The sequence below is a fragment of the Aeromicrobium sp. CnD17-E genome, assembly GCF_024124745.1.
Lineage (GTDB): Bacteria > Actinomycetota > Actinomycetes > Propionibacteriales > Nocardioidaceae > Aeromicrobium.
Map to the genome: position 1 here is coordinate 1 of NZ_JAMXRU010000021.1, position 13,533 is coordinate 13,533.

Annotated in this window: 12 protein-coding genes; all 12 read left to right on the plus strand. The window is 72.0% G+C overall.

The window, feature by feature from the left end; all coding sequences use genetic code 11:
* On the plus strand, positions 1–209 hold a 209-nt coding region (locus NH339_RS06520), incomplete at its 5' end, for a hypothetical protein (RefSeq protein WP_253023665.1).
* A complete protein-coding gene (locus tag NH339_RS06525) occupies positions 209–949 on the plus strand; it encodes a sugar transferase (protein WP_253023666.1) in 741 nt (246 codons plus the stop codon). The genes NH339_RS06520 and NH339_RS06525, both read left to right, overlap by 1 nt.
* Positions 950–987: 38 nt before the next feature.
* Positions 988–1,233: an HGxxPAAW family protein gene (locus tag NH339_RS06530; RefSeq protein WP_067858174.1), complete on the plus strand. Its 246-nt coding sequence runs from the start codon at positions 988–990 to the stop codon at positions 1,231–1,233.
* A gap of 7 nt (positions 1,234–1,240) precedes the next feature.
* The gene (locus NH339_RS06535) at positions 1,241–1,900 is read left to right on the plus strand and encodes an RDD family protein (RefSeq protein WP_253023667.1); all 660 of its coding nucleotides are present in this window, start codon (positions 1,241–1,243) and stop codon (positions 1,898–1,900) included.
* A 106-nt stretch (positions 1,901–2,006) separates the two neighbouring features.
* The gene (locus NH339_RS06540) at positions 2,007–2,492 is read left to right on the plus strand and encodes a hypothetical protein (protein ID WP_253023668.1); all 486 of its coding nucleotides are present in this window, start codon (positions 2,007–2,009) and stop codon (positions 2,490–2,492) included.
* A gap of 143 nt (positions 2,493–2,635) precedes the next feature.
* Complete coding sequence (gene trpC, locus NH339_RS06545) at positions 2,636–3,442, plus strand: indole-3-glycerol phosphate synthase TrpC (protein WP_253023669.1); 807 nt, start codon at positions 2,636–2,638, stop codon at positions 3,440–3,442.
* A gap of 86 nt (positions 3,443–3,528) precedes the next feature.
* On the plus strand, positions 3,529–4,758 hold the full coding sequence (trpB, locus tag NH339_RS06550; protein WP_253023670.1) for a tryptophan synthase subunit beta: 1,230 nt from the start codon (positions 3,529–3,531) through the stop codon (positions 4,756–4,758).
* Entirely contained in the window at positions 4,755–5,549 is a 795-nt protein-coding gene (gene trpA, locus NH339_RS06555; protein ID WP_253023671.1) for a tryptophan synthase subunit alpha, read from the plus strand. Before trpB ends, trpA begins: the two co-directional genes overlap by 4 nt.
* The gene (lgt, locus tag NH339_RS06560; protein WP_253023672.1) at positions 5,546–6,406 is read left to right on the plus strand and encodes a prolipoprotein diacylglyceryl transferase; all 861 of its coding nucleotides are present in this window, start codon (positions 5,546–5,548) and stop codon (positions 6,404–6,406) included. The genes trpA and lgt overlap by 4 nt, the downstream gene beginning before the upstream one ends.
* A 71-nt stretch (positions 6,407–6,477) precedes the next feature.
* On the plus strand, positions 6,478–7,200 hold the full coding sequence (locus NH339_RS06565; RefSeq protein WP_253023673.1) for a VIT1/CCC1 transporter family protein: 723 nt from the start codon (positions 6,478–6,480) through the stop codon (positions 7,198–7,200).
* A gap of 184 nt (positions 7,201–7,384) precedes the next feature.
* Complete coding sequence (gene gltB, locus NH339_RS06570; RefSeq protein ID WP_256475073.1) at positions 7,385–11,953, plus strand: glutamate synthase large subunit; 4,569 nt, start codon at positions 7,385–7,387, stop codon at positions 11,951–11,953.
* Positions 11,946–13,415: a glutamate synthase subunit beta gene (locus tag NH339_RS06575; protein WP_253023674.1), complete on the plus strand. Its 1,470-nt coding sequence runs from the start codon at positions 11,946–11,948 to the stop codon at positions 13,413–13,415. Before gltB ends, NH339_RS06575 begins: the two co-directional genes overlap by 8 nt.
* Positions 13,416–13,533 lie beyond the last annotated feature (118 nt).

The following is a 13,533-nucleotide window of genomic DNA, read 5'->3' on the forward strand; positions in this document are numbered from 1 at the left end:
GGCACCGGCTGCACGCGCGGTTCGACCGCGTCGCGGCACACGTCGAGCGCGCGCTGCGGGCGTCGCAGCCGCTCGGCCGTCGTCGCGTCGTCGGTCTCGACGCCCGCCTCTGGCTGGCCGTCCGTTCCCTCTCCCTCGTCGTCCAGGGCCTGCGCCCCGGACGCGTCGATCCGTCCGCTGAGCTCGTCGAACCGAAGGTGGCCCCCTGATGTGGAAGAAGCGCGCACTCGACCTGTTCCTCACCGTCGCCGGGGCGATCGTCTGGGTGCCGGTGGTCCTCACCGTCGCGGCCGGCATCCTGCTCGCGGAGGGGCGTCCGGTGTTCTACCGCTCGCGTCGTCGGGTCAGCAGCGACGAGGTCGTGCTGCTCACCAAGTTCCGCACGATGGTGCGCAACGCCGACAAGCTCGTCAACCGCGACACCGTCCCGGTCGACGACACCACCCGCTTCCTCAACATCCCGGCGGACTCGCCGCTGTACACGCGCATCGGGCGGTTCGTGGAGCGCTTCGCGCTCACCGAGCTGCCGCAGCTGTGGCACGTCGTGCGCGGCGACATGAGCGTCGTCGGCAACCGCCCGCTGCCGCAGAACGTCATCGACTGCCTGCGCGAGGAGTTCCCGCAGGTCTCCGACCGCTTCCTGACCCGCGCCGGGCTGACCGGACCGGCCCAGCTGGTCGGGCGTGAGGCGCTCGGCGACGCGGAGCGCCTCGACCTCGAGGCCGCCTACTGCCGTGCCTGCCTCAACGGCTACCAGGCGCGCCTGGACATCGTCATCCTGGCCGCCACGATCCTCGGCGTCCTGGGCATCGGTCGCGACCGCGACGCGCGCGCCGTGCACGCCCTCATCGCCCGCCACTCCGGACGCTCGCGCTCGTACGCGCTCGCGCCCACCGGCTCGACGCGCTCCGCTGGAGGTCGCGCCAGCGGCGCCGCCGCGCACCGGTAGGCTGTCGGAGTCGTCCCCCTCGCAGGAGAGAGAGCTGCATGTCGCACGGATCGTCGCCCGCGTCCTGGACCGCCGTCCTGGTCTGCCTCGCCGGCTTCACCATCGGCGGGATCGCTCTGATCCCCGAGCCGCACTGGGTGCCCTTCACGATCGGCGCGGCGCTCGCCGTGATCGCCGGACCGCTCGGCCTGGTCATGTCGCGCATGGGCTTCGGCGCCGAGCGCGCCCCCGGCCACGGTGCGACGGCGCACGGCGTCGACGAGCACCGCGGCGTCACGGACTGACCCCACCGTGAGCAGCGACGGGCCTGCCTGGGGCGAGCGGCCCGAGTCGGACGCTCCGACGCCGCCGCCCGCTGCCCCCGCCCCGCAGTACCCGACCTACCCGGGCCAGACGCCCGGGGGCGACGTCGCCGGTGCGCCGCACCCGGTGGCACCCACCGCGTCCGGCGCGTCCCCGACGCTGCCGTCCGCCCCGCCCGTGAGGGTCGCGGCCGAGCCGGCCGGGTGGTGGATCCGCGTAGCCGCGGCGTTCGTCGACTTCCTCGTCCCGTTCGTCCTCACGTGCGTCCCCTTCGTCGCGGGCTTCGTGGTCGCGTTCTCGGACTCGCGGTACGACGAGGCCACCGACACCGTCACCGACGTCGAGCCGGGCGGCTTCGTGATCACCGGGCTCGCCGTCGTCGCGTTCCTCGCCTTCGACGCGTGGAACCGGGGCCTGCGGGTGGGCTACCGCGGCGAGAGCCTCGGCAAGCAGCTCGTCGGCGTGCGCATCGTGCGTCGTGACGGCACCGTCACCGGACCTCTCGAAGGATTCTTCCGGTGGATGATCGCGATGTTCCTGCAGTGGACGTTCGTCGGCCTGCTGGTCGACCTGCTGTGGCCCCTGGGCAACGACGCGCGGCAGACGGTCCACGACCTCGCCGTCGGCACGTTCCCGATCCGCACCTGACCAGCCCCGACACGCCTGGCAGGGCTCGGCTGGACCCGGCGTCCGCACCACGCTTGGATGGTGGCAGAGCCGGGGCAGCACCCGGCCCGACCGGAGGAAGAGATCCATGGAGCCGTTCCCCGCCAGTCCCGAGCCGGAGTACCGACCCGAGGGCAAGGGCCCTCGCCCGGCGTCCGTCGCCACCGCCGTCAAGCTGATCTGGGCCAACGTCGCGCTGAGCCTGCTCTCCGCGGTGCTCGCCTTCGCGATGCTCGACGACCTCATCGACCAGGCGATCGACAACGCCGGCTCCGGCGCGACGATCGACCGTGACGCGGCCCGTATCGGCGCCATCGGCGCCGTCGTCTTCGGCCTGATCATCGGCGTCGGCCTCGCGGCGCTGTTCGCCTACTTCATCGGCAAGGGCGCCAACTGGGCGCGCATCGTCTACACGGTCCTCATCGTGATCGGCGTGCTCGGGTCGCTGGCGCAGCTGGGCGGCCAGCCGCCCGTCCTGCTCGTGCTCTCGCTCGTCAGCCTCGCGATCGGCATCGCCATCGTGGTGTTCCTCTACCGCCCCGACGCGAACGCGTACTTCAAGAAGAAGGCCTGAGCCGGACGCCCGCCGCCCCGGTCCGATCCCGCACGATCGGACCGGGGCGGTCGTGCGTGCGCACCCCAGGACCCAGGGCCGCCGTCCGCCTGCTGCGCGGGTACCCTCGGGGGAGCAGCTCGAACCCTGACGAGGAGGTGGCCATGACGGTGCTCGACGACATCCTCGCGGGCGTCGCGGAGGACCGCGCCGCCCGACAGGCCACCTGCTCCCTCGAGCAGCTCAAGGAGCAGGCGCGGCTCCAGCCGCCGGCCCTCGACCCGATGCCGACCTTCCGCGCCGACGGCGTGAGCGTCATCGCCGAGGTCAAGCGAGCGAGCCCCAGCAAGGGTGCCCTCGCGGCCATCAAGGACCCCGCAGGTCTCGCGGCCGACTACGCCGCCGGTGGTGCCGCCACCATCAGCGTGCTCACCGAGCGCCGTCGCTTCGACGGCAGCCTCGACGACCTGCGTGCCGTCCGCGCCCAGGTCGACGTGCCGGTGCTGCGCAAGGACTTCATCACCACCTCCTACGAGCTTTGGGAGGCCCGTGCGGCCGGCGCCGACATGGCGCTGCTCATCGTCGCGGCGCTCGACCAGGAGGCGCTCGTCAGCCTCATCGAGCGGGCCCGGTCGATCGGCCTGACGCCGCTCGTGGAGGTCCACGACGAGGACGAGGTCGACCGCGCGCTCGACGCCGGAGCCGAGCTGATCGGCGTCAACGCCCGCGACCTGAAGACGCTCGAGGTCAAGCGCGACACCTTCGAGCGGCTCGCGCCGCGCATCCCCGACGGTGTCGTCCGGGTGGCCGAGTCCGGCGTGCGCGGTCCGCACGACGTGCTGGAGTACGCACGCGCCGGGGCCCACGTCGTCCTCGTCGGCGAGACGCTGGTCCGCGGCGACGACCCGCGCGCCAGCGTGGCCGACCTCGTCGCCGCCGGCGCACACCCCGCCCTGCAGCAGAGGCCCTGACGTGGTGCTGACAGCCCTGTGGCGATGGTGACGGTCGACCCCGCCCCACCGACACCTCCGTACCCCGTCACCCCAGGGAGACACCCATGACCGTCTACGCCCAGCCGGACGCCACCGGCCACTTCGGCCGCTTCGGTGGCCGCTTCATGCCGGAGGCGCTCGTCGCCCCGCTCGACGAGCTCGCGGAGGCCTGGGCCGACGCGCAGGCCGACCCGTCCTTCCTCGGCGAGCTCGACCGCATGTTCCGCGAGTACGCCAACGTGCCCAGCCCGCTCTACGACGCCACCCGGTTCTCCGAGGCGGTCGGCGCACGGGTGCTGCTCAAGCGCGAGGACCTCAACCACACCGGCGCGCACAAGATCCGCAACGTGCTCGGCCAGGCGCTGCTCGCCAAGCGCATCGGCAAGCCCCGGGCCATCGCCGAGACCGGCGCCGGCCAGCACGGCGTCGCCTCGGCCACCGCGTGTGCCTACCTCGACCTCGACTGCACCGTCTACATGGGCGAGGTCGACACCGAGCGCCAGGCGCTCAACGTCGCCCGGATGAAGATGCTGGGCGCGGAGGTCGTGCCCGTCACGACCGGCAGCCGCACGCTCAAGGACGCCATCAACGAGGCGCTGCGCGACTGGGTGGCCAGCGTCGACCACACCTCCTACCTGTTCGGCACCGCGGCCGGGCCGCACCCGTTCCCGACGATGGTGCGCGACCTGACGCGCGGCATCGGCGACGAGGCCCGCCGCCAGGTCCTCGAGCTGACCGGCAGCCTGCCCGACGCGGCCGTCGCGTGCGTGGGCGGCGGCTCGAACGCCATCGGCCTGTTCACGGCGTTCATCGACGACGCCGACGTGCAGCTGCTCGGGGTCGAGGCCGGCGGCGACGGCTACGAGACGGGCCGCCACGCGTCGCCGATCACGGCCGGCGACGTCGGTGTGCTGCACGGGGCGCGCTCCTACCTGCTGCAGGACGAGGACGGCCAGACGATGGAGTCGCACTCCATCTCCGCCGGGCTCGACTACCCCGGTGTCGGGCCCGAGCACTCCTACCTCGCCTCCATCGGCCGCGCCCGCTACGTGCCGGCCACCGACGCCCAGGCGATGTCCGCGTTCGACCTGCTCTGCAAGACCGAGGGCATCATCCCGGCGATCGAGTCGGCCCACGCGCTCGCCGGCGCCGTGGAGCTCGCGAAGGAGCTCGGCCCCGACGCGACGATCCTCGTCAACCTGTCCGGCCGCGGCGACAAGGACGTGCACACCGCGGCCGAGTACTTCGGCCTGATCGACGGTCCCGTCGTGCTCGAGGAAGGCGTCGAGGAGTGAGCAGCATCGACGCGCTCTTCGAGCGCACGCGCGCCGAGGGGCGCGCCGCGCTCGTCGGCTACCTGCCCGCCGGCTTCCCCGACGTCGAGACCTCCGTCGCCGCCCTGACCGCCATGGTCGAGGGTGGCTGCGACCTCGTCGAGATCGGCCTCCCGTACAGCGACCCGGTCATGGACGGCCCCACCATCCAGGAGGCGGCCGAGACGGCGCTGGCCAACGGGTTCCGCACGAGCCAGGCGTTCGACGTCGTGCGTCGCGTGACCGAGGCCGGCGCGCCCGCCGTCGTGATGACGTACTGGAACCCGGTCGAGCGCTACGGCGTCGACCGCTTCGCCGCCGACCTCGCCGAGGCCGGGGGAGCGGGCCTCATCACGCCCGACCTCATCCCCGACGAGGCCGAGGAGTGGGAGAAGGCGTCGCGCGAGCACGGGCTCGACCGCACCTACCTGGTCGCGCCCTCCTCGACCGACCGCCGGCTGTTGATGACCGCCGACGCCGCGAGCGGGTTCATCTACGCCACCGCCGTCATGGGCGTCACGGGCGCCCGGCAGGAGACCAGCTCGCTGGCGCCCGAGCTCGTCGCTCGGCTGCGCGAGGTGACGGACAAGCCCGTCGGCGTCGGTCTGGGTGTCAGCAACGGCGGCCAGGCGCACGAGATCGCCCAGTACGCCGACGCCGTCATCGTCGGGTCCGCCTTCGTGCGCCGGCTGCTCGACGCGCCCGACGCCGCCAGCGGCGTCGAGTCGGTCCGTGAGCTGGCCCGTGAGCTGCGCGAGGGAGTCGTCCGATGATCCTGTCGAGCGCCGGCCTGGTCACCTACATCCCCAGCCCCTCCACGGGTGTCTGGCACCTCGGACCCTTCCCGCTGCGCGCCTACGCGATCGGCATCATCGTCGGCGCTCTGCTCGCGATCTGGATCGGCGAGCGACGCTTCGTGGCCCGCGGCGGACGCGAGGGACTCATCAGCGACGTCGCGATCTGGGCGATCCCGTTCGGCATCGTCGGTGCGCGGATCTACCACGTCGCCACCGACCCCGAGCTGTACTTCGGCGAGGGCCGGCGTGCGATCGAGGCGCTGTACATCTGGAACGGCGGGCTCGGCATCTGGGGTGCCATCGCCGGCGGTGCCGTGGGCGCCTACATCGCCTGCCGTCGTCACGACGTCTCCTTCCTGGCCGTGGCCGACGCGCTCGCGCCCGGTCTGCTCGTCGCGCAGGCCGTGGGACGCATCGGCAACTACTTCAACTCCGAGCTGTTCGGGCGCCCCACCGACCTGCCGTGGGCGCTCGAGATCGCGCCGCAGCACCGTCCGGCCGGGTACGAGCAGTTCGCGACGTTCCACCCCACGTTCCTCTACGAGCTGCTGTGGAACCTCGCCGCGGCGGCCCTGCTCGTCGTCCTCGACCGTCGGCTGCGGTTCACGGGCGGCCGGGCGTTCGCGCTGTACGTCATGCTCTACACCGCGGGCCGGTTCTGGATCGAGCAGCTGCGCATCGACACCGCGAACCACGTCCTCGGCGTCCGGCTGAACGTGTTCACCGCGGCCATCGTCTTCCTGGCGGCCCTCGCGTACTTCCTGTGGAGCCGGCGTCGCGACCGCGCCGCGCAGGACGGCACACCCGCCGACGAGGACGCCACCGCCTCCTGACTCGTCCGGACGTCGGGCAGCCCAGCCTGCGCTGCGGTGACAGGACGGCGATCGCGGCCTAGGTTCGTGCCGTGAGCACCCCTGAGCCGCTGCCCGACCCGGGCGCCGTCACCCACGAGCACCCCGACGTCACCGGCGGCTGGCTGAGACCGGCCGTCTTCGGCGCCATGGACGGTCTGGTGTCGAACTTCGCCCTCATCATGGGCGTCACCGGAGGCAGCAGCGACCGCACGCCCGTGATCGTCGCCGGCCTCGCGGGACTCGCCGCGGGCGCCTTCTCGATGGCGGCGGGGGAGTACACCTCCGTCGCCAGCCAGCGGGAGCTCGCGCAGGCCCAGGTGGCCATCGAGCGCGACGAGATCGTGCGCAACGGGCCGGCCGAGCAGGCCGAGCTCGCCGCCGCGTTCGTCGCCAAGGGCATCGACGAGGCGACCGCCCGCGAGGTCGCGCAGCAGGTGCACCGCGATCTCGACCACGCCGTCGCCGTGCACGCCGCGGAGGAGATGGGCATCGACCCCGACGACCTGCCGTCGCCGGTCGTCGCCGCGGCGTCGTCGTTCCTCGCCTTCACCGCGGGCGCCCTCGTGCCCCTGCTGCCGCTCGTGCTCGGCGCCACGACGTCGGCGCCGACGATCGTGCTGTCGCTGCTGGCGCTGTTCGCGTGCGGTGCCGTCGTCACACGCGTCACCAGCAGGCCCTGGTGGTACGGCGGTCTGCGTCAGCTCGTGCTCGGCGGTGCGGCGGCCGGCGTCACCTACCTCATCGGCCACGCGGTCGGCACCGGCGTCGGCTGACCCCGCGGCACGCACGCCCGCTGCACAGGGTCGCCTTCCTCGTCGCACGGCGGCCGAGCCTGTACAGTGGGGACGCTGTCCTGGGCCAACGTCGTCCCAGGGTCGGACCACCTCCACGGTGGTCCAGCACCCATCATGATGACGCGAGAAGGGACTCTCGGTGAGCGCATCCACCCCTCCTGAGCTGCAGCGGACCTCCGGCCCGAAGTTCTCGGCCCTCCCGGCCGCGCAGGGCCTCTACGACCCGATGCACGAGCGCGACGCCTGTGGCGTGGCGTTCGTCGCGACCCTGTCGGGCGTGCCGAGCAACGAGATCGTCCAGCACGGTCTCACCGCGCTGCGCAACCTCGACCACCGCGGCGCCGTCGGTGCCGAGGAGAACACCGGCGACGGCGCCGGCATCCTGCTGCAGGTCCCCGACCGGTTCGTCCGCGGCGTGGCGCAGGAGCAGGGCTTCGACCTGCCCGAGACCGGCAGCTACGCGGTCGGCCTGGCGTTCCTGCCGGCCGAGCCCGACGCGGCGGCCGAGGCCAAGCAGCGCGTCGAGGCGATCGCCGCCGAGGAGTCGCTGACCGTCCTCGGCTGGCGCCCGGTGCCCGTCCAGCCCGACATCCTCGGCTCCATGGCGCGCGGTGCGATGCCGTCGTTCGAGCTGCTCTACGTCGAGTCGGCCGGCCAGCCCCGCTCGGGCCTCGAGCTCGACCGGCTCGCGTTCTGCCTGCGCAAGCGCGCGGAGCACGAGACGGGCGTGTACTTCCCGTCGCTGTCGGCGCGGACCCTCGTCTACAAGGGCATGCTCACGACCGAGCAGCTCGACGCGTTCTTCCCCGACCTGCTCGACGAGCGCATGGAGTCGGCCCTGGCCATCGTGCACAGCCGCTTCTCGACCAACACGTTCCCGAGCTGGCCGCTCGCGCACCCCTTCCGGTTCGTCGCGCACAACGGCGAGATCAACACCGCGCGCGGCAACCGCAACTGGATGCGCGCCCGCGAGGCGACCCTCGAGAGCGAGCTGATCCCCGGCGACCTCTCGCGTCTGTACCCCATCTGCGACCCCGAGGGCAGCGACACCGCCTCGCTCGACGAGGTGCTCGAGCTGCTGCACCTCGGCGGTCGCGAGCTGCCGCACGCCGTGATGATGATGATCCCCGAGGCGTGGGAGAACAACGACGTCATGGACCCCGCACGCCGGGCGTTCTACGAGTTCCACTCCTCGATCATGGAGCCCTGGGACGGGCCCGCCTGCGTGTGCTTCACCGACGGCACGCAGATCGGCGCGGTCCTCGACCGCAACGGCCTGCGCCCGGGCCGCTTCTGGATCACCGACGACGGTCTCGTGGTGCTCGCGTCCGAGGCCGGCGTGCTCGACCTCGACCCCGCCACCATCACCCGCAAGGGCCGTCTCGAGCCGGGCCGGATGTTCCTGCTCGACCTCGACGAGCACCGCGTCGTCGAGGACGAGGAGATCAAGTCCCGGCTCGCGAACGAGCACCCCTACGACGAGTGGCTCTACTCCGGTCTCGTCCGCTTCGAGGACCTGCCCGACCTGGAGCACATCATCCACACGCACGCGTCCGTGACGCGTCGCCAGCAGGTCTTCGGCTACAGCGAGGAGGACCTGCGGATCCTGCTCGCCCCGCTGGCCCGCACCGGCGCCGAGGCGATCGGCTCGATGGGCACCGACACGCCCATCGCCGCCATCTCCGAGCGTCCGCGCATGCTGTTCGACTACTTCAGCCAGCTGTTCGCGCAGGTCACCAACCCGCCGCTCGACGCCATCCGCGAGGAGGTCGTCACGTCCCTCGCGGGCACGATGGGTCCCGAGGCGAACCTGCTCGAGCCGAGCCCGGCCTCGTGCCGCATGCTGCAGCTGCCGTTCCCGGTGATCGACAACGACGAGCTCGCGAAGATCCGGCACATGAACAAGGACGGCGACATGCCGGGGTTCAGCGTGCACGTGGTCCGCGGCCTCTACGACGTCAACGGCGGCGGCGCGGCGCTCAAGGCCAAGCTCGACGAGATCTGCGCCGACGTCTCGCGCGCGGTCGCCGACGGCGCCCGCATCATCGTGCTCTCGGACCGGCACTCCGACTCCGAGCGCGCGCCGATCCCGTCGCTGCTGCTCACGGCCGCCGTGCACCACCACATGGTGCGCGAGAAGCTGCGCTCGCAGGCCGGTCTGCTCGTCGAGACCGGCGACGTCCGCGAGGTGCACCACGTCGCGCTGCTCATCGGCTACGGCGCGACGGCCGTCAACCCGTACCTGGCGCTGGAGTCGGCCGAGGACCTCGCCCGCGAGGCGAACTTCGTGCGCGACGTCAAGCCGGAGCAGGCCGTGCGCAACGTCGTCTACGGCCTCGGCAAGGGCGTCCTCAAGGTCATGAGCAAGATCGGCGTCTCGACGGTCGCGTCCTACACGGGTGCGCAGATCTTCGAGTGCGTCGGACTGTCGCACGAGGTCGTCGACGCCTACTTCACGGGCACGTCGAGCAAGCTCGGCGGCATCGGTCTCGACGTCATCGCCGACGAGGTGGCCTCGCGGCACGCCCGCGCGTACCCCACCCAGGGCATCGTCGGTCGTCGTCGCGTCCTCGAGGTGGGCGGTGAGTACCAGTGGCGTCGCGAGGGGCCGGAGCACCTCTTCGACCCCGAGACGGTGTTCCGTCTGCAGCACTCCACCCGCTCGGGCCGCTACGACATCTTCAAGAAGTACACCGAGCGCGTCGACGAGCAGTCCGAGCGGCTGATGACGCTGCGTGGCCTGTTCTCCTTCAAGGAGGGCGTGCGTCCGCCGGTGCCGATCGACGAGGTCGAGCCGGTCAGCGAGATCGTCAAGCGCTTCTCCACCGGTGCGATGAGCTACGGCTCGATCAGCCAGGAGGCGCACGAGACCCTCGCCATCGCGATGAACCGCCTCGGCGGCAAGTCCAACACCGGCGAGGGCGGCGAGGACCCCGAGCGGCTCTACGACCCGGAGCGTCGCTCGTCGATCAAGCAGGTCGCGTCGGGACGCTTCGGCGTCACCAGCGAGTACCTCAGCAACGCCGACGACATCCAGATCAAGATGGCGCAGGGCGCGAAGCCCGGCGAGGGCGGCCAGCTGCCCGGACCGAAGGTGTACCCGTGGGTGGCCAAGACGCGTCACTCGACGCCGGGCGTCGGCCTCATCTCGCCGCCGCCGCACCACGATATCTACTCGATCGAGGACCTCAAGCAGCTCATCCACGACCTGAAGAACGCCAACCCGTCGGCCCGCGTGCACGTCAAGCTGGTCTCCGAGGTCGGCGTCGGCACGGTCGCGGCGGGCGTCTCGAAGGCGAAGGCCGACGTGGTGCTGATCTCCGGCCACGACGGCGGGACGGGTGCGTCGCCGCTGACGTCGCTCAAGCACGCCGGCGGTCCGTGGGAGCTCGGTCTCGCCGAGACCCAGCAGACCCTGCTCGTCAACGGGCTGCGCGACCGCATCGTCGTGCAGTGCGACGGTCAGCTCAAGACCGGCCGCGACGTCGTCGTGGCGGCGCTGCTCGGGGCCGAGGAGTTCGGCTTCGCGACCGCACCCCTCGTGGTCAGCGGCTGCATCATGATGCGCGTCTGCCACCTCGACACCTGCCCGGTCGGCGTCGCGACGCAGAACCGCCAGCTGCGCGAGAAGTTCTCGGGCAAGGCGGAGTACGTCGTGAACTTCTTCGAGTTCCTCGCCCAGGAGGTGCGCGAGTACCTCGCGGAGCTGGGCTTCCGCTCGATCGACGAGGCCGTGGGCCACGCCGAGGTGCTCGACGTCCGCCAGGCCGTCGACCACTGGAAGGCCCAGCACCTCGACCTCTCGCCGATCCTGTACGTGCCCGAGCTGCCGGAGGGTGCGTCGCTGCGCAACACCAGCGGCCAGGAGCACGGGCTCGACGTGGCGCTCGACGCGGAGCTCATCCGGATCAGCGCCGACGCGCTCGAGCGGGGCGAGCCGGTGCGTGCGCAGCTCCCCATCCGCAACGTCAACCGCACGGTCGGCACCATGCTCGGCCACGAGCTGACGAAGCGGTACCGCGGCGAGGGCCTGCCGGAGAACACCATCGACCTGACCTTCCTCGGGTCGGCGGGCCAGTCCTTCGGCGCGTTCGTGCCGCGCGGCATCACGCTGCGGCTCGAGGGCGACGGGAACGACTACGTCGGCAAGGGTCTCTCCGGCGGACGGCTCGTCGTGCGGCCCCCGCGCGACGCGACGTTCGCGGCGGAGGCGCAGATCGTGGCCGGCAACGTCATCGGCTTCGGCGCGACCAGCGGCGAGATCTTCCTGCGCGGCAAGGTCGGCGAGCGGTTCTGCGTGCGCAACTCCGGTGCGTCGGCCGTCGTCGAGGGCGTGGGCGACCACGCGCTCGAGTACATGACCGGAGGCACCGTGGTCATCCTCGGACCGACCGGCCGCAACGTCGCGGCCGGCATGAGCGGCGGTCAGGCCTACGTCCTGGACCTCGACCACTCGCTCGTCAACCCCGAGATGGTCGCGCTGAACACCGTCGAGGCGGGGTCGGAGGCGGCCGAGGCGCTGCACGCCCTCGTGGTCAAGCACCACGAGGAGACCGGCTCCGCCGTGGCCGAGCAGCTGCTCGGCGCGTGGGAGCAGTCGCTCGCACGCTTCACCGAGGTCATGCCCGTCAACTACCGCAAGGTGCTCGACGCCAAGGCCGAGGCCGAGGCCGAGGGCCTGTCCGAGGACGACACGACCGCACGCATGATGGAGGTGGCCGCACGTGGCTGATCCCCGAGGTTTCATCACGACCCCCCGCCAGGTGGCCCCGCGCCGCCCCGTCGAGGAGCGGGTGAACGACTGGAACGAGGTCTACCCCGGTGGACCGGGCAAGGCGCTGCTCCCGATCATCACGGAGCAGGCCGGACGCTGCATGGACTGCGGCATCCCGTTCTGCCACCAGGGCTGCCCGCTGGGCAACCTGATCCCGGAGTGGAACGACCTGGTCTGGCGCGACGACTGGATCGAGGCGATCGACCGGCTGCACGCGACGAACAACTTCCCGGAGTTCACGGGTCGGCTCTGCCCGGCCCCGTGCGAGACGGCGTGCGTCGTCGGCATCAACCGCGAGCCGGTGACCATCAAGAACGTCGAGGTCTCGATCATCGACCGCGCGTGGGAGTGGCGGAACGTGCGCCCCGAGCCGCCGGAGTACCTCACGGGCAAGACCGTGGCCGTCGTCGGCTCGGGTCCGGCCGGTCTCGCCGTCGCGCAGCAGCTGACCCGCGCCGGTCACACCGTCGCGGTGTACGAGCGCGACGACAAGGCCGGCGGTCTGCTGCGGTACGGCATCCCGGAGTTCAAGATGGAGAAGGTGCACGTCGACCGTCGCGTCGAGCAGATGCAGCGCGAGGGCACCGTGTTCCGCACCGGCGTGCAGGTGGGCGACACGCTCACCGGCAGCCAGCTGCGCGACCGCTACGACGCCGTCGTGCTCGCCATCGGCTCGACGGTGCGCCGCGACCTCCCCGCCCCGGGGCGTGAGCTCGCCGGCATCCACCAGGCGATGGAGTTCCTGCCGCAGGCCAACCGCGTCGCGGTCGGCGAGGAGGTGCAGGACCAGATCCTGGCGACCGACAAGGACGTCGTCATCATCGGTGGCGGCGACACCGGTGCCGACTGCCTCGGCACGTCGATCCGCCAGGGCGCGCGCTCGGTGACCAGCCTGGAGATCATGCCGCAGCCCGGCGACGACCGGCCCGAGACGCAGCCGTGGCCGACCTACCCGATGGTCTACCGCGTCGCGTCGGCGCACGAGGAGGGCGGCGAGCGCAAGTACGCCGTCTCCACGAAGGAGTTCGTCGGCGACGACGACGGCAACGTCGCCGGCCTGCGCATCGTCGATGTCGAGATGAAGGACGGCCGGTTCGAGGAGGTGCCCGGCTCGGAGAAGGTGATCCCCGCGCAGCTCGTGCTGTTCGCGATGGGCTTCACCGGTCCCCAGCGCGAGGGCCTCGTCGAGCAGCTCGGCGTCGACCTCGACGAGCGCGGCAACATCGTCCGCGACCGCGACTTCATGTCGTCGGTGCCGGGCGTGTTCGTGGCCGGCGACGCCGGCCGCGGTCAGTCGCTCATCGTCTGGGCGATCGCCGAGGGACGCTCCGCGGCCGCCGGCGTCGACGCCTACCTGACCGGCGGACGCAGCCCGCTGCCGCGCCCGATCAAGCCGAACGACCGGCCGCTGATGGTCTGAGCGACACGGTGCGCAGGCGGCCCAGGTCGCCGTACGAAGGGGTCGGGAGCAGCAGCTCCCGGCCCCTTCGCCGTCCCGTCGGGGGCCTCGTCGACGGGCCCGGTGAACTCTCAGCGTC

What these genes read in the sequence shown, in the direction of transcription:
- trpC (WP_253023669.1), top strand. Translation starts at nt 2,636, where the DNA reads ATGACGGTGCTCGACGACATCCTCGCGGGCGTCGCGGAGGACCGCGCC.
- lgt (WP_253023672.1), top strand. Translation starts at nt 5,546, where the DNA reads ATGATCCTGTCGAGCGCCGGCCTGGTCACCTACATCCCCAGCCCCTCC.
- NH339_RS06530 (WP_067858174.1), top strand. Translation starts at nt 988, where the DNA reads ATGTCGCACGGATCGTCGCCCGCGTCCTGGACCGCCGTCCTGGTCTGC.
- NH339_RS06540 (WP_253023668.1), top strand. Translation starts at nt 2,007, where the DNA reads ATGGAGCCGTTCCCCGCCAGTCCCGAGCCGGAGTACCGACCCGAGGGC.
- NH339_RS06525 (WP_253023666.1), top strand. Translation starts at nt 209, where the DNA reads ATGTGGAAGAAGCGCGCACTCGACCTGTTCCTCACCGTCGCCGGGGCG.
- trpB (WP_253023670.1), top strand. Translation starts at nt 3,529, where the DNA reads ATGACCGTCTACGCCCAGCCGGACGCCACCGGCCACTTCGGCCGCTTC.